Genomic DNA, 23,457 nt, shown 5'->3' with positions numbered 1-23,457 from the left:
GGCCGGGCCACGTCGTCCGACGGGGCCGTCACACTGCGTCGTCCCACAGGTCGACGCGCTGGGCCGCGACGAGGGCCAGGATCCGGGCCAGCGCCTCGTCGGCCGCCTGCGGTGCGAGGCGGCGGCCGTCGCGCAGGCGCAACGCGACGGCGCCGTCGGCCGCTTCGCGGGCGCCGACCACGGCCTGGTACGGCACCAGCCGGTGTTCGCGGATGCGCGCGCCCAGGCTGCCGTGCTCCGCGCCCGCCAGCTCGGCCCGCAGTCCGAGTTCGACGCACCGTCGCACCAGGCTTTCGGCGTACGGCTGTTCGGCGTGCGAGATGGGCAGGACGACGAGCTGCACGGGCGCGAACCACGCCGGGAACGCCCCGCCGTACTGCTCGATCAGGTGCGCAACCGCCCGCTCGACGCTGCCGATGATGCTGCGGTGCACCATGACCGGCCGATGCTTGGCCCCGTCCGGCCCGATGTAGTGCAGGTCGAACTGCTCCGGCTGGTGGAAGTCGACCTGGACGGTCGACAGGGTCGCCTCGCGGCCCGCCGGGTCGACGACCTGCACGTCGATCTTGGGTCCGTAGAACGCCGCCTCACCCTCGGCGGCCTCGTAGTCGACGCCCAGGCTGTCGAGCACCTCGACGAGCAGCGCGGTCGCCCGCTCCCACTTCTCCGGCGCCGCAACGTACTTGCCGCCCGGGCCCGGCAGCGAGAGCCGGTAGCGGGCCGCTTTGATGCCGAGCGCCTCGTACGCGCGCCGGATCAACTCCAGTGCGCCGCGGGCCTCGTCGGCGACCTGCTCGAGGGTGCAGAAGATGTGCGCGTCGTTGAGCTGGATGGCCCGCACCCTGGTCAGCCCGCCCAGCACACCGGACATCTCCGACCGGTACATGCCGCCCAACTCGGCCAGCCGCAGCGGAAGTTCGCGGTAGCTGTGGGAGCGGGACCGGTAGATCAGCGCGTGGTGCGGACACAGGCTCGGCCGCAGCACGACCTGCTCGCCGCCGAGCTCCATGGGCGGGAACATGTCGTCGCTGTAGTGCTGCCAGTGCCCCGAGATCTCGTACAACTCGCGTTTGCCGAGCGCGGGGGAGTACACGTGCCGGTAGCCGGCCCGGCGCTCCGCCTCGCGCACGTACTCCTCCAGGGCGTGGCGCATCGCGGCGCCGTCGGGGAGCCAGTACGGCAGGCCCGCGCCCATGAGCGGGTCGCTGTCGAACAGGTCGAGCTCGCGCCCGAGCCGCCGGTGGTCGGCGACGGGGGAGCCGACGGCGGAGTCGACGGCGGAGTCGGAGTCAAGAGCGGAAGGCTGGACGTTCACGGGGTTCTCCTCGCGTATGGTGCGGGGCGAGTGAACCCGGGAACGACGAAGCCCCGGGGCACTCGCCCCGGGGCTTCGACTTCAGGTCAGCAGTCAGCGCGCCGGGACGGTGTCCGGCGTCGTCGTCGCAAACTCAGCGCGCTTCATGTCCGTCACGGTAGCAGAACCGCTGATCCCGCGGCGGGGCCACCAGATCGCGCGGCCGAGGAGGGCGGCGACGGCCGGGACCAGGGCCAGGGACAGCACGAACGCAGAGAGCAGGATGCCCAGTCCGGTCGCGAAGCCGACCTCCTGCATCGACGTGTCGGGGTTGACCGACAGGCTCGCGAACGAGCCGGCCAGCACCACGCCCGCGGTCGCGATCGCCGGTGCGGTGTGCCGGACCGCCCGCGCGACCGCCTGCCGGGCCGAACCCGGTTCGGCCATCTCCTCGCGGAGCCGGTCGCTGATGAGGATGTTGTAGTCGGTGCCGAGCGCCACCACGAACAGGAAGAGCACCAGCGGCAGGGTGAAGACCACACCCGGTCGTTGCGCGGCGTGCTGGAAGACCAGCGCGGACGCCCCAAGCGTCGCCGCGAAGCCCAGCCCGACGGCGAGCATCATCACGAGCGGCGCGAGCAGGCAGCGCAGCAGCAGGAACAGGATCAGCATGATCAGCGCCGCCGCGACCGGGAACACGACCTTCAGGTCGTGGTCGACGGCCTCCGACACGTCGGCGAAGATCGCCGCGGTCCCGGTGACGTGGGCCTCGGCGCCCGGCGGGGTGGCCTTGCGCACCGTGTCGCGCACCGGCCCGGACACCAGGTCGCGGGCCTCCTGGGTGTTGGAGTCGGCGGACAGGATCACGTCGATCCTGGCGGCGGTGTGCGCCGGGTCGTACTCGGGCTGCGCGACCTGGCCCACGCCCGGTACCCCGGTCAGCGCCTTGCCGAGCGCGCCCACGGCCTTGTCGTCCAGCCGCACCCCGTTCTCGGCCTCGATGTAGACGGTGTGCGGGTCGGACGCGCCGGCCGGCAGCGCCCGCGAGATCTCGGCCGCGGTCTTGGCGGCGGGCGTGTCGGACTGGCTGCCGCCGATGTCGTAGTTCATCTTCACGCCGACCACGCCCGCCGCGAGCGCGGCCAGCAGCGCGAGCGCGCCCAGCGCGGTGCGCCCCGGCTTGCGCGCGACACGCTCGCCCCAGCGCGCGGCGAGTCCGCCCCGCCGGTCCCGCTTCCAGGCCCGCGCCGGCCAGAACAGCCCGCGTCCGCACACGGCCAGCAGCGCCGGCATGAGCGTCAGGCTGGCGAGCAGCATCACCAGCACCGCGACCGCGATCGACGGGCCGAGCACCCGGAACTGCCCGAACGAGGCGACGCCGAGGGTGGCGAACGCCGCGACGATGGTCAGTGCCGCGCAGGTGATGGCCGTCCCGACCTTGCCCGCCGTGATCGCGGCGGCCTCGCGTTTGTGCTGGTCGGGGTGGGTGCGCAGCTGCTCGCGGAACCGGAACATCAGGAACAGGAAGTAGTCGACGCCGATGCCGAGCAGTACGACGCTGATCAGCGACGGCACGGAGGAGTCCAGCTTGATCCCGGTGAGCAGCGCGACCCCCGCGACCGCGCCGGTGGCCGCGCCGCCGACCAGCATGACGGCGAGCAACGGCACGATCGCGGCGAGCACGCTGCGGAACACCAGGATGTTGAGCAGCACGATGAGGCCGACCGCGAGCAGCCCGGCGATCTCGGTCGTGCTCGCGTTGGCGTCGTCGGTGTCGACCGCGTCCGCGACGGGTCCGGTGAAGCCGACCCGCAGGCCGTCGGCGCCGAGCTCGGCCTGCGCGGCCTTGCGGAACTCCTTGTAGACCGACTGCACGCCGGCGTCGGTCGCGCCGCCCTTGAGGGACGCCGTGACCAGCTGGAACGTGCCGTCCGGCGCGGCCGGGCCGAGCTCCACCCGCGGGGTCTGCGAGTGGTCCTTCTGCAACGGCGTGTCGCCCTTGTCGGGCATCTCGATGTGCCGCGTGCCGAGCCGGTCGGCGGTCTGCTTGATCCGGCCCTGGTCCTTGGCGTCGAGCTTCGCGCCGTCCGTGCGGGCGACGAGCACGGTCACGGGGGTCGTGTCGCTGGAGACCCCGAACCGGTCCTCGGCGATCTTCATGGCCGCCGCCGAGTCGTACTTCTTGGGCAGGAAGTCACCGGTCTGGGCGTCGGACGCGCGGGACATCAGGCCCGGGCCGAGCACGGTCAGAGCGCCGCAGACGAGGGTCCAGAGGATGATCACTTTCCAGGCGTGGCGGGTGGCGGACTGTGTCGTGGCACGGATCATTGATCTCTCCGCTGCAGGGATGCGAGCCGGGATTCCGGGCGCCCAATCAGGCCATCACGCCGCGTTCCGGGAGGTCATCGGCCGCCGGGACGGAACGCCGACCGGTACTCCGGTCCCAGTCCGGGCCGGGGGCGGTGTCCCCGGGTACCGGTCGCGGATCGTGCTCGACGCGGGTGATTCCAGGCCAACGGTGCGGTGTGATGGCGGTGCGAGAATGAACCACGCACAGCACGGAAGGAGGCCTGGATGGGCTTCGGGCCCGCATCCACGGCCGCGACGGCGGAAGGCCGCCCCGAGACGGACGGCCGGTTCGCCCGGTTCGTCCGCGACCACACCGATCTGCTGATCGCGCTGGTCGCGACCGTCGTCGACCTCCTCGGCTACGTCCTGACGTTGCACCCCGAGGGCACCACCGCGGCGATCGTCAGCGGCGTGGCGGTCGCCGGCGCCGGTATGAGCCTGGTCGCGCGTAGACGCGCGCCGCTGCTGGTGCTCGGCGTCGTCCTCGGCATCACGGTGGCCGTCAATGTGGCCGCGAACCTTCCGCCGCGCTACTCGATCGCCCAAGTCGTGGCGCTGTTCACGGTCGGGCTCATGTGCCGCCCGGTCGTCGCCGCCGGCGCGGCCGTGGCGACCCTGGCGGCGCAGGCGACGGGCTACCCCAACCAGGACGCGTCGTTCGCGTGGACCTTCAGCGGCGACCTCGTCGCCACGCTCCTCGTGCTCGCGGTGAGTGCCGGGGTGCGGCACTGGCAGGCGCAGGTGGACGTCAACCGCGAGCTGCTCGCCGAGCGCGCGCTGACCGACGAGCGGCGGCGCATCGCCCGCGAGCTGCACGACATCGTCGCGCACCACGTCACGACCATGCACCTGATGTCCGGCGCCGCCCGCGCCAACCTGGACCGCGACCCGGAGGCGTCCCGCTCCGCGCTGCTGGCCCTGGAGGCGTCCGGGCGGGTCGCGCTCGGCGAGATGCGGCAGCTGCTCGGCGTACTGCGCAGCGCGGACGCCGCCGAGAACGCGCCGTCCGCTCCCCAGCCCGGCGTCGACGACCTCGACCGGCTCGTCGCGGAGTCCTGCCTCGCCGGGCTGCCCACCGAGTTCGAGGTCACCGGCGAGCCGCACGAACTGTCCCTGCCGGTCGGCCTCGCGCTCTACCGCATCACACAGGAGGCGCTCACCAACACGCGCAAGCACGCGGGCACGGGCGCCACCGCGACCGTGCACCTCGACTACCGGGACGACCGCGTCGCGCTGGCGGTACGTGACCGGCCCGGCACCCAGCCCGGTTCCGGCGCGGGACGGTTCGGCGGGCACGGCGTCGCGGGCGCCGGGCACGGGCTGCTCGGCATGCGCGAGCGCGTCGCGGTGCACGGCGGTACGTTCGCCGCAGGCCCGGCCGACGGCGGCGGGTTCCTGGTCGAGGCCGCCATCCCCGTCCTCGCCGGGCCGCCGCGCTCCCGCCCGACCCGCGCGACGCCGGGCGGGCCGCAGCCCGCCACCGGGCCCGACGGCCGAAGCACCGCTGAGATCCCGGACACCCCGCATACCCCGGACACCCCCGACGCTCGCGAGGAGAAGCAGGCATGACCGACAGCGCGGCACCGATCACCGTCCTGATCGCCGACGACCAGCCGCTGGTACGCACCGGCCTGTCCCTCATCCTGCGTCCCGACCCCGGCATCCAGGTGGTCGGCGAGGCGGGCGACGGCGAACAGGCCGTCGCCGAGGCGGTGCGGCTGCGTCCCGACATCGTCCTCATGGACATCCGCATGCCGCTGCTCGACGGGGTGAAGGCCACCGCGCGGCTCGCCGAGGCACTGCCGCAGTGCCGCGTCCTGGCGCTCAGCACCTTCGACATGGACGAGTACGTGGTGGCCGCCCTGCGCGCGGGCGCCGCCGGGTTCCTGCCCAAGGACGTCTCGCCCGAGGACCTGATCGCCGCCCTGCACACCATCCACGAGGGCGAATCCGTCGTCGCGCCACGCCTGTTGACGCGCCTGATCGCGACATACGTACGCACCCCCGACGCGCCCCAGCCGCTCAACAGCGGCGCGCTCTCCGCCCTCACCCCGCGCGAGGTCGAGCTGCTGCGCCTCATCGCGGCCGGCATGGACAACGCCGAGATCGCCCAGGAGATGCAGATCAGCGTGTCCACGGTGAAGAACCACGCGACGAACCTGTTCGCGAAGCTTCGGGTGCGCGACCGCGCCCAGGCCGTCGTGGTGGCGTACGAGACGGGCCTCGTGCAGGCCGGAGTGCGCGGGAACTGAACTCCCCCGCGGGCGTGTTCAGCGCAGCCCGTGCCTCCGCGCGACCATGCGTTCGGCGGCGGTACGCGACAGCAGCCGGCGCAGCGCGAACACCAGCGGCGCGTTGCTGCCGACCGCGTATAGCGGCTTCGGGCGGGCCGCTTCGACGGCCTTCACGACTGTCGCCGCGACCGTCTCGGCCGAAATGCCGTTCGCCTCATTGCGGTTCAGTGCGGCGAGCATCGTGTGGTACTCGTCGGTGAACGGCGATTCCTCCGTCAGGTACTGCGTACGCCGGCCGCTGATACCGGTGTTGATCGACCCGGGCTCGACCGTGGTGATACCGACGCCGTACCGGGACACCTCGCGGCGCGCGGCGGAGGCGAAGCCCTTCATCGCCGCCTTCGACGCGACGTACGAGGACCGGTAGGCGAGCGGGAAGCTGGCCAGCATGGACCCGACCATCACCACCCGCCCGTAGCCGCGCGCCCGCATGCCGGGGAGCAGCAGCTGCGTCAGCCGCACCGCGCCGAAGACGTTCGTCTCGAACAGCCGGCGCACCGCGTCCATCGGGAGCTCCTCGAGCGGCCCGCTCTGGCTTTCCCCCGCGTTGTTGACCAGGACGTCGACGTCTCCGGCGGCGGCCGCGCAGGCCTTGACCGAGTCCTCGTCGGTGAGGTCGAGCGCGAGGTACCGCACGCCCGGCAGCGGCGCGGCCACCGACGCCGGGTCGCGCGTCGTGCCGAGCACGCGGTAGCCGCGCGCGACCAGCGCCTCGGCGACCGCCGCGCCGATACCGGAGGAGGCGCCCGTCACGAGCGCGACGCGGCCGGTCACACCAGCCTCTTCGCGAGCGCGCGGCCGGCGGCCCGGCCGGAGAAGACGCAGCCGCCGAGGAAGGTGCCCTCCAGTGCGTTGTAGCCGTGCACGCCGCCGCCGCCGAAGCCGGCGACCTCGCCCGCCGCGTACAGCCCGTCGAACACCGTCCCGTCGGGCCGGACGACCCGGGAGTGCAGGTCGGTCTCCAGGCCGCCGAGCGTCTTGCGGGTCAGCAGGTGCAGCCGTACCGCGATCAGCGGCCCGTGGTCGGGATCCTGGAAGCGGTGCGGCGCGGCGACGCGGGTGATCTTGTCGGGCAGGTAGCCGCGCGCGTTGCGGACGGCCATGAGCTGGAGGTCCTTCGAGTACGCGTTGTGCACCTGCCGGTCGTGCGCGACGACTTCGCGCTCGATCTGCGCGAAGTCCAGTGCGGGGCCCGGCGCGATGGCGTTCATGCCGTCGACGAGCTCGCGCAGCGTCGGCTTGACGACGAAGTCCTCGCCGTGGTCGAGGAACGCCTGCACCGGCCCGGGCGCGCCCTTCTTGACGCGCGACAGCACCAGCTTGAGGTCCTTGCCGGTCACGTCCGGGTTCTGCTCGGAGCCCGACAGCGCGAACTCCTTCTCGACGATCGACCGCGTGAGCACGAACCACGAGTAGTCGTGGCCGGTCGCGAGGATGTGGCGCATCGTCGCGAGCGTGTCGTGCCCCGGGAACAGCGGTGCGGGCAGCCGCCGTCCGGTCGCGTCAAGCCACAGCGACGACGGGCCGGGGATGATCCGGATGGCGTGGTCGGGCCACACCGGGTCCCAGTTCTTGATGCCCTCCGTGTAGTGCCACATGCGGTCGCGGTTGACGATCGAGCCGCCCGCGGCCTCGGTGATCTCCAGCATGCGGCCGTCGACGTACGCCGGAACACCGGTGATCATCGACTCGGGCGCCGGGCCCATCCGCTCCACCGGCCAGTTCTTGCGCACCAGTTCGTGGTTGCCGCCGATACCGCCCGAGGTCACCACGACGGCCTGGGCCCGCAGTTCGAACTCGCCCGCGGCGTCGCGGTTGGACGCCACGCCGCGCGCCTCCTCCGCGGGCGCGAGCACGGTGCCGCGCACGCCGACCGCCGCGCCGCCCTCCACGACCAGCCCGTCGACCCGGTGCCGGTGCCGGAACGTCACCAGGCCGCGCGCCGCCGCGGCCATCACCGGCTCCAGGAACACCCGCACCACCTCGGGCCCGGTGCCCCACGTGAGGTGGAAGCGCGGCACCGAGTTGCCGTGCCCGGTCGCGGTGCCGCCGCCGCGCTCCGCCCAGCCGACCGTCGGCATGACGCGCAGGCCCAGGTCGTGCAGGTAGCGGCGCTTCTCCCCGGACGCGAAGTCGACGTACGCGTGCGCCCATTGGCGCGGCCAGTGGTCCTCGCGCTCGCGGTCGAAGCCGGCCGAGCCGAGCCAGTCGGCGATCGCGAGGTCGTACGAGTCCTTGATGCCCATGCGGCGCTGCTCGGGGCTGTCCACGAAGAACAGCCCGCCGAGCGACCAGAACGCCTGGCCGCCGAGGTTGGCCGCGCTCTCCTGGTCGACGACGAGCACGCGCCGTCCGGCACGGGTGAGTTCGTAGGTCGCGACCAGGCCCGCCAGGCCCGCGCCCACGACGATGACGTCGGCGTCGTCGGTCATCCGCACTCCTCAGCGATCAAGCGATCAAGTGATCAGGTGGTCAGCGGTCATCGGTCATCGGCAGTGATCGGCGTGCTGTACGCGTGCAGCACGTTCATGAACAGGGCCTCGCGGCGGATACGCGCCGTCGCGTCGTCCGGTTCGAGCAGGACCTGGACGGTCGTTCCGTCGTGCACGGCGACCAGCGCGTGCCCGAGCGCCGCCTCGTCGGTGACCCGGCGTCCGGTGCGCGCGAGCGCGGCGACGATCACCGGCAGCACGGCGTCCTGGATCGACCGCTCGCGCGCCGCCATCACGCGCCGCAGCGCCGGATTGCGCAGCGCGTGCGCCGTGAACTCGGCGGTGACCCGGTACCACGCGTCGTCGACGGGGATGGCCGCGAGCGCGGCGCGCAGCGCGTCGTCCGGGCTGCCGTCGGCCACCCCGGCGAGGGCGGCGCGCACGTCGTCGACCATGGCGGTCGAGCGCTGCTCCCACATCGCGAGGAACAGCTCGTCGAGCGAGGTGAAGTTGGAGTAGAACGCGCCGCGGGTGAAGCCGGCGCGCTCGCAGACGCGCTCGACGGTGGTGCGGCCGAAGCCCTCCTCGGCGAAGACGTCGAGCGCCGCGTCGAGCAGCCGCTGCCGCGTGCGGGCCCGGCGCGCCGTCAGCGGGGTTGCGGCAGGCATCGGACACCTCTCTGGGAACGTTCGATACACGAACGTATCCAATACGTTCGTGTATCGACAAGAGGTGGACCGCGTCCCGGCCCGCGGGCGGCGGACCCGGTCAGCAGTGCTTCGCGGCCGCCAGCAGCCGGTCGCGCACCAGCGCGACGTGCGGCAGGACGTGCGCGCCCGCGCGCTGCGCGAGGTAGCCCGTGTTTATCGGTGCGTCGTCCGGTTCGAGCAGCGGGACGAGGGTCCCGGCGGCCAGCTCGACCGTGCACAGGTAGCGCGGCAGCACCGACACCCCGGCGCCCGCGACCACCGCCGAGCGGACCGCGCGCAGGTCGGGGACGACGACGGCGGGCTCGGCGGTCAGCCGGGTGTCGAACACGTGCCGCCAGTAGCGGCGCAGGATCGGCACGTCCTCGGCGTACGCGATCAGCGGCACCCCGGCCAGCGCCTCCGCGCCCTCCGACCGCAGCCGGTCGGCGTCCACCCGCGCCGCCCACGTCGGCGCCGCGACCAGCACGAACTCCTCGTCGACCAGCGGCTCGGCGAGCAGCGCCCGGCCGCGCGGCCGGATCGTCGAGATGACCAGGTCGTACGTGCCCGCGCGCAGCCCGGCCAGCAGGTCGTCGGTCAGGCCCGCCGTCACGCGCATCCGCACGCCGTGCTCGACCAGCGGCGCGAGCGCGGGCATCGCGAACACCGCGAGCGTCTCGGCCGGGCCGGCCAAGTGCACGGGGGGTTCGGCGGCGGGCTCGGTGCCGCCGCCCGCGATCGCCTCCAGCAGGTCCATCGGGGTGGCGAGCCGGGCGGCCAGCTCGTCCGCGACCGGGGTCGGCGCCACCCCGCGCGGCAGCCGCTCGAACAGCGGTCGGCCGAGCCGTTCCTCCAGCGCCTTGAGCTGGGTTGTGACGGTCGGCTGGGACAGCCCGACGAGCCGCGCCCCGGCGGTCAGCGAACCGGCCCGGTACACGGCGAGGAAGGTCCGCAGCTGGCCCAGGTCCAGCGGCCCGTTCCCATTGAAGAGTCGATTGCCCACATGGTCGATTGTATTGACCGGCCGATGGGGGAGCGGGGTGCCGCGGACCCGGGGCCGGGCGCGGCACCCCGACCGGGGTCCGTCAGACCGCCGCCGAGAGCGCCGCGAACTCGTCGTCGGTCAGCGGCACCAGCGCGGCCGCCGTGTTCTCCTCCAGATGCGCGACCCGCGACGTGCCCGGGATCGGCAGCATGACCGGCGAGCGGCGCAGCAGCCAGGCCAGCGCGAGCTGCGCGGGCGTCGCGCCGTGCTCCTTGGCGGCGGCGTCGAGCGGGCCGCCGGGCCGGGCGAGCCGGCCGGTGGCGATCGGGAACCACGGGATGAACGCGATGCCCTCCTTCTCGGCGTACTCCAGCACCGCCTCCGAGTCGCGGTTGGCGAGGTTGTAGAGGTTCTGCACGCTGACGACGTCGGCGACGCCGCGCGCCTCGACCAACTCGTCGACGCTCACCTCGGACAGCCCGATGTGCCCGATCTTGCCCTCGCGCTGGAGCAGCACGAGCTCGCCGAGCTGGTCGGCCAGCGGCACCTCCGGGTCGATGCGGTGCAGCTGGTACAGGTCGATGCGCTCGACGCCGAGGTGGCGCAGGCTCAGCTCGGTCTGCTGGCGCAGGTACTTGGGGCGCCCGACGGGGTGCCACTCGTGCGGCCCGGTGCGGGTCAGGCCGCCCTTGGTGGCGATCACCAGGTCGTCGGCGTACGGGCGCAGCGCCTTGCGGATCAGCTGCTCGCTGACGAACGGGCCGTACGAGTCGGCCGTGTCGATGAAGGTCACGCCGAGCTCGACGGCGCGCCGCAGCACGCGTATCGCCTCGTCAGGGTCCGCCGGATCGCCCCAGACCCCGGGCCCGGTCAGCTGCATCGCGCCGTAGCCGAGCCGGTTCACCGGGAGGTCGCCGCCGATCGCGAAGGTGCCGGAGGCGTCGGCGGGGCGGGCCGCCGTGGGAGTGCTCATGGAAACGGTTCCTCGTCTCGTGGTCGTGGGACGGCGATCTGATCGCGCTGTCAGGGTAGTTGGGGGAACGGCACAGAACAGGGCGGCGGCCCGAATCCGGCGGGCCGCCGCCCTGTGACGCCTGCTTCGTCAGTCCGGCAGGTCCCCGGCGCGCGGGACGACCGTTCCGAAGATGTCGGTGATCGTGGTGAGCGCCGCGGCCTGGAGAGCCGACGACGGGACGGTGCTGCCGTCCGGCGCGGTCAGCGTGCGCGTAGCGGTGGCCTCGGCGACGACCGTCGGCCGGAAGCCGAGGTTGAACGCGCCCTGGGCGGTGAACTGGACGCACATGTGCGTCATGAATCCGGCCAGGACCAGCTCGTCGGCGCCCGTGCCGCGCAGCAGTTGCTCCAGCTCGGTCATGTGGAAGGAGTTGGGGAAGGCCTTCACGACGGTCGGCTCGCCCTCGACCGGGGCGACCTCGTCGCTGATCCGGCCGATCTCGGCGCGGATGTCGTACGGGCTGCCTGGCCCGCCGTCGTGCGCGACGTGGATGACGCGCGCGCCGGCGTCGCGGGCCCTGGCCAGCAGCGCGGCGGCCGCGGCGACCGCCTCTTCGGCGCCGTCGAGGGCCATGACGCCCTGCCGGTAGGTGTTCTGCATGTCGATCAGGACCAGCGTGGCGTCCGACAACCGGGGCGGCCGGTTGTCCAGGCCGATGACGTCGCGCAGCGTGGCGGACGGATTAGCGGTGCTCATCGCGAACCTCTCGTGGGAGGAAGGTGACGGGAGGAGCCCGGCACGCGAACGCGTGCGGACCGTGCGCGACCTCGGCGGCGGTCACTTCGATCGTCGGCTCCCGGAGACCGGTTCGTGACCACCATTACCGGCCACATCGGCCGCGGGCTCCGCCGTCTCGTCGGCCGCTCTCGGTGCGGGGGCGGCGGCCGGCTCGGCGGGTTCGGGCAGCGCCGCGAGCCGGCTCACCGGTGACAGCAGCAGCGCGATGAGCACGGACGCCGAGGCGATCGCGCCGACCGTCAGCGCGCCGCGTCCGCCCAGCGCCCCGGACAGCAGCCCGGCCGACAGGCCGCCGAGGGACCCGCCGCCGAACAGCAGCGTGCGGAAGCAGGCCGTCATCCGGCCCATCATCGCCTGCGGCGTGCTGGTCTGCCGTACCGCGACGACGATGACGCCGGCCACGCCGAGCCCGAAGTACGTCGTGAAGAACGACGCGACGAACATCGCGACCATCAGCGGCCGGGGCCCGTCGGCGAGCGGGATCAGGAGCGGGCCGGTGAACAGCATCGTCTGGAAGACGAAGTAGACGCGGCCGAGCCGGTACCTGCCGATCACCCGCTGCGCGATGAGCGCGCCGATGAGGCCGCCGACCGACGCCGCGGAGAAGATCGCGCCGAGCGTCTCCGAGCCCAGGCCGACGTCGCGGGTGCCGTACAGCAGGAACATCGTCCAGGTGCCCACCAGCGAGAAGTTCGCGCACGCGCCGACCAGTGCGAGGGCCCGCAGCACCGGGTCTCCGAAGACCCACCGCACACCGTCGCGCAGTTCGGTCAGCAGATGGCGCTCGGCCTCGGGCGGCCCGGGGCGCGGCTCCTTGGTGCGGATGAGCAGCAGCGAGACGACGGACACCAGGTACGAGCCGGCGTCCACGATCAGGGCGACCGGCGCCGTCATCGCGCTGACCAGCACGCCGGCGATGCCGGGCCCGGCCACATCCGCGGTCGAGGACGCGACGCCCATCTTCGAGCTCGCCTCGACGTAGTGCTCGGGCTCCTTGACGAGGGTGGGGACGTACGACATCCAGCTGACGTCGAACAGCACCGTCGCGACGCCGATCGCGCAGGCGATGACCAGCAGCGGGACGAGGCTGAGGGCGTCCAGCCAGTAAAGCGTCGGAATGAGCGCGAGCAGCACCAGGCGCGTGAGGTTCGCGGCGAGCATGACGCTGCGCCGTCGCGCGCGGTCCACCCACACGCCGAACAGCAGTGCCAGGAACAGGAACGGGGCGAGCTGCACGAACCGCAGCAGGCCGACCTGCTCGTCGGTGGCGTCGAACGCGTAGATCGCGGTGAGCGGGAGCGCGAGCGTGGTGACGTGGGTGCCGAGCAGCGACAGCGTCTCGCCGAGCCAGAAGCGCAGGAAGTCCTGGTTCTGCCACAGCGTTTGACGCGGCGGAGCGGGTGGCTCCGGGACCGGAAGCGGTTCCCGTATCGTGGCGGAAGCGCTATCTTGATCTCTCATGTCGGACGATAGCACTTCCGTCGAACTCGCCAACGCGCTCCGCGCGACGCTGGCCGGACTGTCTCCCGGGGACCGGTTGCCCAGCAGCCGCGAGCTGGTCCGCCTGCACCGGGTCAGCCCGCTCACGGTGTCGCGCGCCATCGCGCGCTTGACCGCCGAAGGCGCCGTCGTCACCCGGCCGGGCAGCGGTACCTTCGTCGCGCCGCGCACCGCCGCCCGCCGCGAGGCCGCCGACACGGCGTGGCAGACCGTCGCGCTGACCGACCGCACGGTCGACACCCGTTCGCTCACCGACGCCCTCGGCCCGCCCACCCCGTCGACCATCGCGCTGGACGGCGGCTACCTGCACCGCTCGCTCCAGCCCACCGGCATGCTGGGCGCCGCGCTGGCCCGTGCCGCGCGCCGGCCGGGCGGCTGGGACCGCACGCCCACCAGCGGACTGGCGGAACTGCGCGCCGTGTTCGCGGCCGCGACCGGCGCGGGGGTGACCGGCGACGACGTGCTGATCACCTCCGGCGGGCAGAGCGGTCTGTCGATGGCGTTCCGTGCCGTCGCCGGGCCCGGCAGCCCGGTCCTCGTCGAATCGCCCACCTACCCCGGAGCGTTGGCCGCCGCCCTGGCCGCCGGACTGCGGCCCATCCCGGTGCCGATCGACGACGACGGGCTGCGGCCCGACCTGCTCGCGGAGGCGTTCGCGATGACGGGCGCGCGGGTGCTCTACTGCCAGCCGACGGTCCACAATCCGACCGGTGCCGTGCTGGCTCCCGAGCGCCGCCGCCAGGTCGTCGACGTCGCGCGCGCGGCGGGCGCGTTCGTCGTCGAGGACGACTTCGCGCGCTACCTCGGGCACGGAGCCGCCCTGCCGCGCCCGCTGCTCGCCGACGACCGCGACGGCACGGTGGTCTACCTGACGTCCCTGACCAAGCCCGCGGCACCCAGCCTGCGCATAGCTGCGGTCATCGCGCGGGGCCCGGTCATGGAACGCATGCGCGCCGTCCGCCACGTCGACGACTTCTTCATCGCCCGGCCGCTCCAGGAAGCCGCGCTCGAAGTGCTCAACTCCCCGTCGTGGGAACGGCACACACGCGCCCTCGGCACCGCGCTCCGCGCCCGGTGCGCGACGCTCGCCGCCGCCCTCGCGCGCGAACTGCCCGACTGGACGGTTGACCGGCTCCCGTCCGGCGGACTCCACCTGTGGGTCCGACTCCCGGCCGGCCTCGGCGACCTCGACACCGTCCGCGCCGCCCGCACCCACGAGGTCGCGGTCAGTGAGGGCCGCCGCTTCTTCGCCGCCGAACCGCCCGCGGCGTTCCTGCGCGTCGCGTTCGGCGCGGCCGCCGACGAGGACGAGCTGATCCGCGGAGCGCGGAGGCTGAAGGCGGCGGCAGCGGCCCTTCCCGCGTCGGGGTGACCGCTCCACGACCGCGGCCGAAAGGCGCCTCCCCCGTAAATTTCGGACTCAACGGATCATCTCGTCTAGCCTGGCGGCATGCGCTGGTCAGGCCTGTACGTCCCCACCCTCCGCGACGACCCGGCGGAAGCCGACGCGGCGAGCCACCGCCTGCTCGTCCGCGCCGGGTTCATCCGCCAGCTCATGGCCGGGCACTACGCGCTGCTGCCACTCGGCGTGCGCGTGCGCGCCAAGGTCGTCGACGTCATCCGCGCCGAGATGAACCGCGCGGGCGCCCAGGAGTGGCTGCTGCCCGCGCTGCACCCGGCCGAGATCTGGCGCAAGACCGGCCGCTGGGACGCCATGGGCGACGAGATGTTCCGGCTCGTCGACCGCAAGGGCGCCGACCTCGCGCTCGGCATGACGCACGAGGAGGTCGTGGCCACGGCGGCGCAGGAGCTCTCCTCGTACCGGCAACTCCCGCAGACCTGGTACCAGTTCCAGACCAAGTTCCGCGACGAGCCGCGGCCGCGGGGCGGGCTGATGCGGGTGCGCGAGTTCACCATGAAGGACGCGTACAGCTTCGACCTGGACGAGGCCGGGCTCGACCGCTCGTTCGCCGCGCAGCACGAGGCGTACACGCGGATCTTCCGGCGCCTCGGCATCCCGGCGATCCCCGTGCAGGCGTCCAGCGGCACGATGGGCGGCAGCACGTCGGTGGAGTTCATGTCGCCGACCGACGCCGGCGAGGACCTCGTCGCGCACTGCCCCTCGTGCGGGTACGCGGCCAACACGGAGAAGGCCGCCTCGGCGCTCGCGGTCGTCGAGGACGCGCCCGCGCCGGCCGCTCCCGAGCCGTTCGCCACGCCCGACGCACGCACCATCGACGAACTCGCCACTCAGCACGGGGTGCCCGCCGACCGGCAGATCAAGACCCTGGTGTACGTGCTGGACGACCGGCTCACGCTCGTCCTGATGCGCGGCGACCACAACCTCGTCGAGCAGAAGCTCAGCGACGCCACCGGGGCGAACCACGTCCGGCCCGCGCAGGCCGACGAGATCCGTGCCGCGCTCGGGGCCTCCCCGGGCAGCCTCGGCGCCGTCGGGGTCACCGACCTGCCGGTCCTCGCCGACGACGCGCTGCGCGGCCGTACCTCGATGACGACCGGGGCGAACCGCGACGGCGAGCACCTGCGCGGCGTCGACGTCGACCGCGACATCGCCGTCGGGCGGTGGGCCGACCTGCGTGAAGTCACGGCCGGGGAGCCGTGCGTGGTGTGCGGAACGCCGTTGAGCGTGCTGCGGACCGTCGAGGTCGGGCACATCTTCAAACTCGGCCGCAAGTACACCGAGGCCCTCGACGTCTCCGTCCTCGGCCCCGACGCCACGCGGGTCACACCGCTGATGGGCTGCTACGGCATCGGCGTCGAGCGCGCCATCGCCGCCATCGTGGAGGCGCACCACGACGACGCGGGCATCGTCTGGCCGACCGCCGTGGCGCCCTTCGCGGTCACGGTGATCCCCGTCGGCAAGACCGCCGACGACACCGACCGCACGGCCCGCGAGCTCTACGGCATGCTGCGCGAGGCCGGCGTCGACGTGCTCCTCGACGACCGGGACGAACGCCCCGGGGTGAAGTTCCGCGACAGCGAGCTGATCGGCATTCCGGTCCGCCTGACCATCGGCCCGCGCGGGCTCGCGTCCGGGACAGTGGAGCTGGTCGTCAGGGCGACCGGGGAGCGGCGGGACGTGCCGCTGCGCGACGTCGTGGACGAGGTGCGCCGGGGGCTGGCCGCGGCGGGCTGACCGGCCGCGCGGTCAGCCCGGTTCGATCCAGTCGACGTCGCGCGCGGCGAGGTGGGCGAGGCCCCGTTCGCGCCAGATGCGCGCGTGGTGCGCGAGCCGTCCGCGGTACTCCTGCCACGGTGCCGGGCTCCCGGACCACGCGGCCTCCGCGACGCCCGGGAGCCGGGGGAGCAGGAGCAGGCAGGCGTCCTCGAACGAGCCCACCGTCTCGCCGAACAGCGTGGCCTCGACGCCCGCGACCCGGTCCTCCGGGACGCCCTGCGCCGCCGGGTCCCAGGCGGCCGCGCGGGCGGTGTCTGACGGCGTGTACATGGGGAAGCCGACATGGGCCGCGTGCTCGGCCTGGCCGGTCGGGACGATGTCGCCGCGGTAGGGCCGGTCCAGGTAGAGGTGCGAGTTCGGGGAGAGCAGCACGCGGGCCCCGCCCGCCAGCGCGCGCGGTACGTCGTCGGCGGTCTCGGCGAAGACCTCGCGCACTGCTTCCAGGATGTCGGCGAGGGGCGCGGGGGCCGAGTCGTCCAGCGGGTCGAGCATCGACGGATCCGTCCAGTACTGCACGATGTCGCCGGCCTCGACGCCCGCGCGTGCGGACTCCTGCCAGGCCACCGGCTGCTTGCCGTGGGCGCGGACCAGCGCGCGCAGCCGCCGGACCGAGGCGGCATAGGTGTCCGCGTCCATACCGAACGCCTCGTCGGCGCCGATGTGGACGTACGGGCCCCGGGTCAGCGCGCAGACCTCCTTGACGACCCGCTCGACGGTGGCGGACGTGTCCGGGTCGGTGACGTCGAGCGGCGGAGTGAAGGACGCGAAGGCGCCCACCTTGTCGAGGAACGCCCGGTGCTCGTCCGGGACGCCGGGCACGGCGAGCCCGGGGAACGCGGAGCGCACGGCCGCGCAGTGGCCGGGCAGGTCGATCTCGGGCACGACGGTCACGAAGCGGGCCGCGGCGTACTCCTGGAGTGCGGTGAACTCGTCTGCGGTGTAGGCGGGTTCGTCTGGGGCGGCGGCGAGTTCGGGGACGCCGGGCAGCCGCAGGCGCCAGCCCTCGTTGTCCGTGAGGTGCAGGTGGAGGACGTTGAGCTTGTACAGCGCCGCGAGGTCGACGATCCGGCGCAGCTCGGCCGGCGTGAGGAAGCCGCGTGCGGGGTCGACCATCAGGCCCCGCCAGGCGTAGCGGGGCGCGTCGTCGATGCGGCGGCAGGCGGGCCGTCCGGCGGACGCGGCGATCAGCTGTGCGGCGCTGGTGGCGGCGCGGAAGACGCCTTCGGGGGTGCGGGCGACGCACTCGACGCCGCGCTCGGTCACGGTCACCGAGTACGCCTCGTCGCTGGCCGCGCCGTTCGGTGGGATGCCGAACGGCCGTGCGGTGGCGGCCGGTTCACCGAACCTGAGGAGCAGCTCCGACGCGGCCGCCCCGTCGGCGGTCGGCCGCGGCCCCAGGTGCGGCGCGAGCAGGTCGTCGAGCGTGGCCGCGAGCGCGTCGAGAGCGGGTTCGGCGGCCCGGATCCGCCAGCCACCGCCCCCGTCTGCGACTCCCGGCCGGGCCTCCGTGGTCACCGGGCGGGGGATGAGGCCGCCGCTCGCGCCGTGCTCCATGTCGCCTCTTTCCCGCCCGGGTGGGGCGTGTTCGTGCGGTCGTGGGTCAGAACGCGTCGGCGCCCAGGCCGAGCCGGGCCGTCTCGAGGATCCGCAGCACGGCCAGCGTGTCCTCCAGCGGCATGCACGGGCTCTCGGTGTCGCCGGCGTGCACCCGGTCGCGGACCTCGCGCAGTTCGCCGGCGAGTCCTTCCTCGGCGGAGTCGATGCGGAACTCCTGCGCGGCGCCGTCGTAGCGGTGCACGGTCATCCGCGTGGTGGCGTGGAAGGGGGGTTCCAGGTCCACACGTGCCCGGGTGCCGATGACCGAGGCCGTCATCGGGAGCATGCCGACCAGCGACGTCTCCAGCAGCGCGCGGGCGCCGCCCGGCCAGCGCATCAGCAGCGCGGCCTCGGCGTCGACGCCGCTCGGGCCGACGGATCCCGCGGCCTCGACCGACTCGGGCGCGCCGAGCATCAGGTGGGCCAGCGCGACCGGGTATATGCCCAGGTCGAGCAGGGCGCCGCCGCCCAGTTCGGGGTTCCACAGGCGGTGCGCCGGGTCGTACGGGAACGGGAATCCGAACGAGGCGTGCACGGAGCGCAGTTCACCCAGCTCGCCGGCGTCGGCCAGCGCCTTGACGCGGCGCACGAGCGGGTTGAACCGCATCCACATGGCCTCCATGAGGAAGACCCTGGCGGAGCGGGCCTGCGCGACCAGCGCTTCGGCGTCGGCGAGCGTGGCGGTCAGCGGCTTCTCGCACAGCACCGGCTTGCCGGCGGCTATGGCCGCTTCGACGACCTGCCGGTGCTGGGCGTGCGGGGTCGCGACGTACACCGCGTGGACGTCGGGGGAGGCGACCATCTCGGCGTACGAGCCGTAGCCGCGGGCGGCCGCGCCGCCCAGCTCGTGGGCGAGCGCGGCGGCCCGGGATTCGTCGCGCGAGCCGACGGCGGCCACCCGCATGCCGGGCTCCTTGGCGATCACGTTCCCGACCGTGCGGGCGATGCCCCCGGTCGCGGCGATACCCCACCCGAACAGTGCCGCCATGCCCACCCCTTGCCCGCAATATGTTCCGGCGTATGTAGCTCACGCTGTTCTACATGCCGGTGATCGCAAGGGCAATGGGTGTCCGGGACTGTTGTGCGTCGGGCCGGTCAGGACTCCACGCACACTACGGTCACGCGCTGTACCGCGTTGTTGCAGAAGCCTCCCAGGTTCCACGGTTGTTCGAGCGGCTGGCCGCGGCCGTGGGCATCGGTGGCGCGGGCCGCCAGCACGTGGGTGCCGGGTGTCGCCACCCAGTCGGCGTGCCAGGCCCGCCACGTCCACGGCTGCTCCGGCTCGGGCCCGAGCGCGGCGGCCGTCCACGAGGCCAGGCCGTCGGTGCTGAGCTCGACCGACGTGATCGGCGCGGTGCCCGACCAGGCGCGGCCCTCCAAGCGCACCGGGCCGGGGCGTACGACCCGGACCCGGGACATGAAGTCGGGGAACCCCGGCGGGACCAGCAGCGCGCGGGGCGCCATACGCGTGACGGGCTCGCCGGGATCGTGCGGGTCCTGGCGCATCCGGTACGCGGCGGCCTGCTGGTAGCCGGCGAACGGCCGGTCGACGACGTGGATGTCGCGCAGCCACTTCACCTGCGCCATCCCGTACCAGCCCGGCGCGACCAGGCGCAGCGGGCTGCCGTGCTGCGGCGGCAGCGGTGCCCCGTTCATCGCGTACGCCAGCAGCACCTCGGGCCGCAGCGCGTCGGCGAGCGGCAGGCTGCGCTGGAAGTCCTGCTCCGTGCCGCGCTCGACACCGTGGTCGGCGCCGGTGAACACGACCTCGGCGGCGGCCGGGAGGACGCCCGCCTCGGCGAGCACGTCCCGCAGCGGCACGCCCGTCCAGTCCGCGGTGCCGACGGCCTCGACCAGCCACGGCTGGCTGACCGGCCGGGGCGCGAGGCGGGCCCGGCCGTTGCCCGCGCACTCCAACGTGACGCGGTGCGTTACGGAAGGCATCGCGCGCAACTGCTCGATGTCCAGGTTGAGCGGGTGCCGTACGAGCCCGTGGACGGAGACCGGCCACGGGTCGTCGGGTGAGATCCACGGGATGTCGTAGTGGACGAGCACATAGTGCAGCCCCGGCGGCGTGACCTCGGCCCGCATGGCCTCCAGGGGCATCCCGTGGTTGCGCGTCGCCAGCGCCAGTTCGTCCGCGCCGATCCCCTCGTCCGCGGCGGCGACGCGGGAGGGGGCGCTGACCGTGCTGAGCTCCGGCGTGGCGGCCGGGGGAGCGTGCGATCTGAAAGCCACCCCGGGCACACGCCGGGTCCCGCCTCGATAGCCCATCACCCGCACGGTCATGACGACCACCTGCTTTTGGAGCTGCCTGGCTACCAGGCTAAGCCTGAAACACCGGGATTCTCCATATTTATTGGGAAATCGAGCGGTTCATGGTTCCGGTCAGTTCCGCCAACGCCCGGTCCAGCGTGTCCGCGAAGAAGTCGGCGGCCGCCTCGTCGACGCACAGCGGCGGCTTGATCTTCAGGACGTTCAGGTGGTCGCCGGTCGGCTGCACGATCACGCCGAGTTCGAGCATGCGGTCGCACAGTGCCGCGGTCTCCTCGCGCGCCGGCTCCAGCGTCACGCGGTCGCGCACCAGCTCGACGCCGAGGTAGAGGCCGCTGCCGTGCACCGCGCCGACCAGCGGGTGCCGGTCGACCAGCGCGGTGAGCCGGGCCTTGAGGTGGCGGCCGACGCGGACCGCGTTGCCCTGCAGGTCCTCGTCCCGCAGCGTGTCGAGCACGGTGAGGCCCGCGACACTCGACACCGGGCTGCCGCCGGTCGAGGAGAAGAAGTACCCCTGGTCGCGGTAGCGGTCGGCGATCGCGCGGGTCGTGACCACCGCGCCGAGCGGGTGGCCGTTGCCCATCGCCTTGGCGACCGTGACGATGTCCGGCACGGCGTCCTGCTGTTCGAAGCCCCAGAACCAGTCGCCGAGGCGGCCGTACCCGGCCTGGATCTCGTCGGCGATCGCGAGGCCGCCGTGGCGGCGTACCGCCGCGTACACCTGGCGCAGGTAGCCGTCGGGCAGCGGTACGCCGCCCGCGTTCCCGTAGAACGACTCGGAGACGAACGCGCCCGCGGGACGCCCGGCCGCGGCGAGCCGGTCGATCTCGGCGACGGCGTCGGCGGCGTACCGGCTCGCCTCGGCGCCCCGGTACCGGCCGCGGTACGGGTTGGGCGCGTCCACCGGGTGCACCCAGTCCGGCCGGCTGGCGAGCGCGTTGGGGTTGTCGGCGACGGACGTCGAGACCGCGTCCGACGCGTAGGTCCAGCCGTGGTACGCCTCGAGCAGCGACACCACGTCGTGCCGCCCGGTCGCCCCGATCGCGAGCCGGATCGCCAGGTCGACCGCCTCGGAACCGGAGTTCACCAGGAAGACCGTGTCGAGCGGGTCGGGCAGGAGCGCGGCGAGCCGCTCGGTGAACTCGACGACCGCGCCGTAGTGGAACCGCGAGTTCGTGTTCAGGCGGCGCAACTGCCGTGCCACCGCCTGCTCGACGCGAGGGTGGGCGTGGCCCAGCGGGGTCACGTTGTTGACGATGTCGAGGTACGCGCGGCCGTCGGTGGAGACCAGGTGGTGGCGCCACCCGCGTTCGACGCGCGGCGGGGCGTCGTAGTAGTGCTCCTGGACGGTCGCGAACGACGCGTCGCGCCGCGCGAGGAGGCCGCCGGGGGTCGAGGTGTCCCGCACGGTCGCGGGCAGGCCGAGCAGCGGGGCCGGGTCGGCGGTCAGCGCGAGCCATCCCGCGGCGTACTCGGGGCGGACCAGCGGCGGCACACCGAACTCCGCGTCGTCGCGCCGGAGGAGGATGTGGAGGCGCGTGCCCGCCGGGAGCGTGGCGAGCGTGTCCCCTGCGGCGGTGTTCCGGTCGGCCGGCACGACGGTGCCGTTGCCGGGGGCGGGCCACGAAAGTTCGAGCACGAGGTCGCCGAACTCGACGGCGACGAAACCGGGTTCGCTCCGGCCGACCCGGCCTTCGTACGGCGCCTGGATGCGGGTGCGCGCGCCGAGCCGGACGTCGACGCCGGTGGGGACGGTCGCGGGCGAGGCCGCCGACAGCACGGAGGCGGCGGTCAGGCGAGGCTCGGCGTAGCGCGTGGCGACCGCGGCCTTGGCCGCGCCGCCGGACAGCAGGGCGGCGGCCAGGCGGTCCTCGGCGTCGTCCTCCAGCCACACGCCGTGGTCCATGGTGTCGGACTCGACGGACAGGTCGAGGACGGCGACGGCGTCGGGGGACACGTCGGCGAGCAGCGGGCGGGAGGGTGCGGGGGCGGTGTGCGACGTCGCGGCGAAGCCGAGGGCGTCCGCGATCAGGCCCGACATCACGGCCTCCGGGACCGACACGGCCTGCTGGAAGATCCGCCACTCGCGGTCGAGCGCGGCCTCGACGTAGGCGTTGTCGCCGTCGATCGCCGCCTGATGCCACCCGCTGACCACCAGCGTCGCGGCCCGCAGCACGGTGAGCGGCCACAGCGCGGCCGCCTCCTCGCGCGACAGCGGCCGGACGGCGTGGAACGCGCGGACGGCGGGCAGCACGTGGTGCGGCTCCATGCCCGCGTGGTGCAGGACCGACGACAGCGGGATGGCGAGCTCCGCCACCGCCCAACTGTGCGTCAGATCGCCGAAGTCGATGACGCCGTCCGGGAGTCTGAACGCCGATGCGGCGTCGCGCACCAGGTTGTCGTCGGTCAGGTCGAGGTGGACGGCCTGGCGCGGAAGCGCGTGGGCGACCGCCTCGACCGCGGCCCACGCCTCGCGGGTCGCCGCGGCGAGCGCGGCACGGCGCTCGGCGCCCGGGACGTGGCCGATCAGCAGGTTCACGACCCGGTAGGCGTGCCGGGGGTCCCACTGCAGGACGCGGTCGAGGCCGGGGTGCTCGAAGTCGCGCAGCGTCGTGCCGACCTGCCCGGCGATGCGACCGATCGCGGCCACCGTGTCGGGCGTCAGGTACTGGTCCCCGGAGAGCGCGCCACCGGGCAGGTAACGCAACAGGCGTGCGGTGACCGGGCCTTCGGGGGAGTCCACGAGCGCGCTGCGGCCCTTGCCGTCGGCGTCCCGCAGCACCGTCGCGACGCGGAGCGAGGGATGCGCGGCGGCGATCCGCTCCGCGGCCTCGTCCTGCGCGGCGATCTCGGCCGCGCCGAACGCCGGGTTCGCCACCTTGAGGACCGCCACCGGCGCCCCGTCGGCGTCGCGCATCAGGAAGTTCGTGTCCTGCTGGCTGCCGAGGGAGTCGGCGCGCGCGTCGAGCCCGAAGTGCTCGGCGGCGATGCGGCGCGCGTCGGCCTCGGTCACCCGCGGGGCGGGCAGCGCGGCACGCGCGAAGAAGTCGACGCCGGTGGACTGGTCGGGGGTCATGCGGGATTCCTCTGTC

The 23,457-nt window shown here is 73.6% G+C and carries 17 protein-coding genes; 4 read left to right on the top strand and 13 right to left on the bottom strand.

The genetic code is table 11. The annotated features are described in order from the left end of the window. Window positions 1-28 precede the first annotated feature (28 nt). Entirely contained in the window at window positions 29-1,315 is a 1,287-nt protein-coding gene (gene thrS, locus QI554_RS32735; RefSeq protein WP_281475293.1) for a threonine--tRNA ligase, read from the bottom strand. A gap of 93 nt (window positions 1,316-1,408) precedes the next feature. Next, the gene (locus QI554_RS32730) at window positions 1,409-3,622 is read right to left on the bottom strand and encodes an MMPL family transporter (protein WP_281475292.1); all 2,214 of its coding nucleotides are present in this window, start codon (window positions 3,620-3,622) and stop codon (window positions 1,409-1,411) included. A gap of 246 nt (window positions 3,623-3,868) precedes the next feature. Here QI554_RS32730 and QI554_RS32725 point away from each other — a divergent pair, with 246 nt between their 5' ends. Both QI554_RS32725 and QI554_RS32720 read left to right on the top strand, forming a co-directional pair. Continuing rightward, a complete protein-coding gene (locus QI554_RS32725) occupies window positions 3,869-5,212 on the top strand; it encodes a sensor histidine kinase (RefSeq protein ID WP_281475291.1) in 1,344 nt (447 codons plus the stop codon). After that, complete coding sequence (locus QI554_RS32720) at window positions 5,209-5,895, top strand: response regulator (RefSeq protein WP_281475290.1); 687 nt, start codon at window positions 5,209-5,211, stop codon at window positions 5,893-5,895. The genes QI554_RS32725 and QI554_RS32720 overlap by 4 nt, the downstream gene beginning before the upstream one ends. Window positions 5,896-5,913: 18 nt before the next feature. Here the strand turns inward: QI554_RS32720 and QI554_RS32715 are convergent, their stop codons facing one another. From QI554_RS32715 to QI554_RS32685, 7 genes are all read right to left on the bottom strand, one after another. After that, complete coding sequence (locus tag QI554_RS32715) at window positions 5,914-6,711, bottom strand: SDR family oxidoreductase (RefSeq protein WP_281475289.1); 798 nt, start codon at window positions 6,709-6,711, stop codon at window positions 5,914-5,916. Continuing rightward, complete coding sequence (locus QI554_RS32710; RefSeq protein ID WP_281475288.1) at window positions 6,708-8,369, bottom strand: FAD-binding dehydrogenase; 1,662 nt, start codon at window positions 8,367-8,369, stop codon at window positions 6,708-6,710. Before QI554_RS32710 ends, QI554_RS32715 begins: the two co-directional genes overlap by 4 nt. A gap of 47 nt (window positions 8,370-8,416) precedes the next feature. Beyond that, a complete protein-coding gene (locus tag QI554_RS32705) occupies window positions 8,417-9,037 on the bottom strand; it encodes a TetR/AcrR family transcriptional regulator (protein WP_281475287.1) in 621 nt (206 codons plus the stop codon). Window positions 9,038-9,137: 100 nt separating this feature from the next. Then, window positions 9,138-10,070, bottom strand: coding sequence for a LysR family transcriptional regulator (locus QI554_RS32700; protein ID WP_425528089.1), 933 nt, complete (start codon window positions 10,068-10,070; stop codon window positions 9,138-9,140). 73 nt (window positions 10,071-10,143) lie between these two features. Continuing rightward, window positions 10,144-11,016: an aldo/keto reductase gene (locus tag QI554_RS32695; protein WP_281475285.1), complete on the bottom strand. Its 873-nt coding sequence runs from the start codon at window positions 11,014-11,016 to the stop codon at window positions 10,144-10,146. 129 nt (window positions 11,017-11,145) lie between these two features. Further along, window positions 11,146-11,754 carry an isochorismatase family protein gene (locus tag QI554_RS32690; RefSeq protein ID WP_281475284.1) on the bottom strand — a complete coding sequence of 203 codons (609 nt, stop codon included), beginning with the start codon at window positions 11,752-11,754 and terminating at the stop codon, window positions 11,146-11,148. Window positions 11,755-11,835: 81 nt separating this feature from the next. Beyond that, on the bottom strand, window positions 11,836-13,257 hold the full coding sequence (locus QI554_RS32685; RefSeq protein ID WP_281475283.1) for an MFS transporter: 1,422 nt from the start codon (window positions 13,255-13,257) through the stop codon (window positions 11,836-11,838). On the opposite strand from QI554_RS32685, the gene QI554_RS32680 reads away from it, so the two are divergent. Further along, complete coding sequence (locus QI554_RS32680) at window positions 13,256-14,668, top strand: aminotransferase-like domain-containing protein (protein WP_281475282.1); 1,413 nt, start codon at window positions 13,256-13,258, stop codon at window positions 14,666-14,668. The genes QI554_RS32685 and QI554_RS32680 overlap by 2 nt on opposite strands. Before the next feature lie 78 nt (window positions 14,669-14,746). Continuing rightward, window positions 14,747-16,453 carry a proline--tRNA ligase gene (locus QI554_RS32675; protein WP_281475281.1) on the top strand — a complete coding sequence of 569 codons (1,707 nt, stop codon included), beginning with the start codon at window positions 14,747-14,749 and terminating at the stop codon, window positions 16,451-16,453. A 12-nt stretch (window positions 16,454-16,465) separates the two neighbouring features. Here the strand turns inward: QI554_RS32675 and QI554_RS32670 are convergent, their stop codons facing one another. The 4 genes from QI554_RS32670 to QI554_RS32655 all read right to left on the bottom strand — a co-directional run bounded on the left by QI554_RS32670 (window position 16,466) and on the right by QI554_RS32655 (window position 23,441). After that, window positions 16,466-18,049 carry a family 20 glycosylhydrolase gene (locus tag QI554_RS32670; RefSeq protein ID WP_281475280.1) on the bottom strand — a complete coding sequence of 528 codons (1,584 nt, stop codon included), beginning with the start codon at window positions 18,047-18,049 and terminating at the stop codon, window positions 16,466-16,468. 46 nt (window positions 18,050-18,095) lie between these two features. Then, entirely contained in the window at window positions 18,096-19,079 is a 984-nt protein-coding gene (locus tag QI554_RS32665; protein ID WP_281475279.1) for a Gfo/Idh/MocA family protein, read from the bottom strand. Between the two features lie 107 nt (window positions 19,080-19,186). After that, window positions 19,187-20,380, bottom strand: a complete 1,194-nt coding sequence (locus QI554_RS32660) for a sulfite oxidase (protein ID WP_281475278.1) — start codon at window positions 20,378-20,380, stop codon at window positions 19,187-19,189. Window positions 20,381-20,447: 67 nt separating this feature from the next. Next, window positions 20,448-23,441 carry an aminotransferase gene (locus tag QI554_RS32655; protein WP_281475277.1) on the bottom strand — a complete coding sequence of 998 codons (2,994 nt, stop codon included), beginning with the start codon at window positions 23,439-23,441 and terminating at the stop codon, window positions 20,448-20,450. Window positions 23,442-23,457: the final 16 nt, after the last annotated feature.

The sequence above is a fragment of the Yinghuangia seranimata genome (genome assembly GCF_029953285.1).
Lineage (GTDB): Bacteria > Actinomycetota > Actinomycetes > Streptomycetales > Streptomycetaceae > Yinghuangia > Yinghuangia seranimata.
This window is presented reverse-complemented; position numbering and strand designations above follow the sequence as displayed.

Coding starts and splice junctions, on each gene's coding strand:
- QI554_RS32705 (WP_281475287.1), bottom strand. CDS start 9,037: ATGCCTGCCGCAACCCCGCTGACGGCGCGCCGGGCCCGCACGCGGCAG.
- QI554_RS32660 (WP_281475278.1), bottom strand. CDS start 20,380: ATGACCGTGCGGGTGATGGGCTATCGAGGCGGGACCCGGCGTGTGCCC.
- QI554_RS32730 (WP_281475292.1), bottom strand. CDS start 3,622: ATGATCCGTGCCACGACACAGTCCGCCACCCGCCACGCCTGGAAAGTG.
- QI554_RS32710 (WP_281475288.1), bottom strand. CDS start 8,369: ATGACCGACGACGCCGACGTCATCGTCGTGGGCGCGGGCCTGGCGGGC.
- QI554_RS32665 (WP_281475279.1), bottom strand. CDS start 19,079: ATGGCGGCACTGTTCGGGTGGGGTATCGCCGCGACCGGGGGCATCGCC.
- QI554_RS32680 (WP_281475282.1), top strand. CDS start 13,256: ATGTCGGACGATAGCACTTCCGTCGAACTCGCCAACGCGCTCCGCGCG.
- QI554_RS32675 (WP_281475281.1), top strand. CDS start 14,747: ATGCGCTGGTCAGGCCTGTACGTCCCCACCCTCCGCGACGACCCGGCG.
- QI554_RS32655 (WP_281475277.1), bottom strand. CDS start 23,441: ATGACCCCCGACCAGTCCACCGGCGTCGACTTCTTCGCGCGTGCCGCG.
- QI554_RS32720 (WP_281475290.1), top strand. CDS start 5,209: ATGACCGACAGCGCGGCACCGATCACCGTCCTGATCGCCGACGACCAG.
- QI554_RS32685 (WP_281475283.1), bottom strand. CDS start 13,257: ATGAGAGATCAAGATAGCGCTTCCGCCACGATACGGGAACCGCTTCCG.
- QI554_RS32695 (WP_281475285.1), bottom strand. CDS start 11,016: ATGAGCACTCCCACGGCGGCCCGCCCCGCCGACGCCTCCGGCACCTTC.
- QI554_RS32670 (WP_281475280.1), bottom strand. CDS start 18,049: ATGGAGCACGGCGCGAGCGGCGGCCTCATCCCCCGCCCGGTGACCACG.
- QI554_RS32690 (WP_281475284.1), bottom strand. CDS start 11,754: ATGAGCACCGCTAATCCGTCCGCCACGCTGCGCGACGTCATCGGCCTG.
- QI554_RS32725 (WP_281475291.1), top strand. CDS start 3,869: ATGGGCTTCGGGCCCGCATCCACGGCCGCGACGGCGGAAGGCCGCCCC.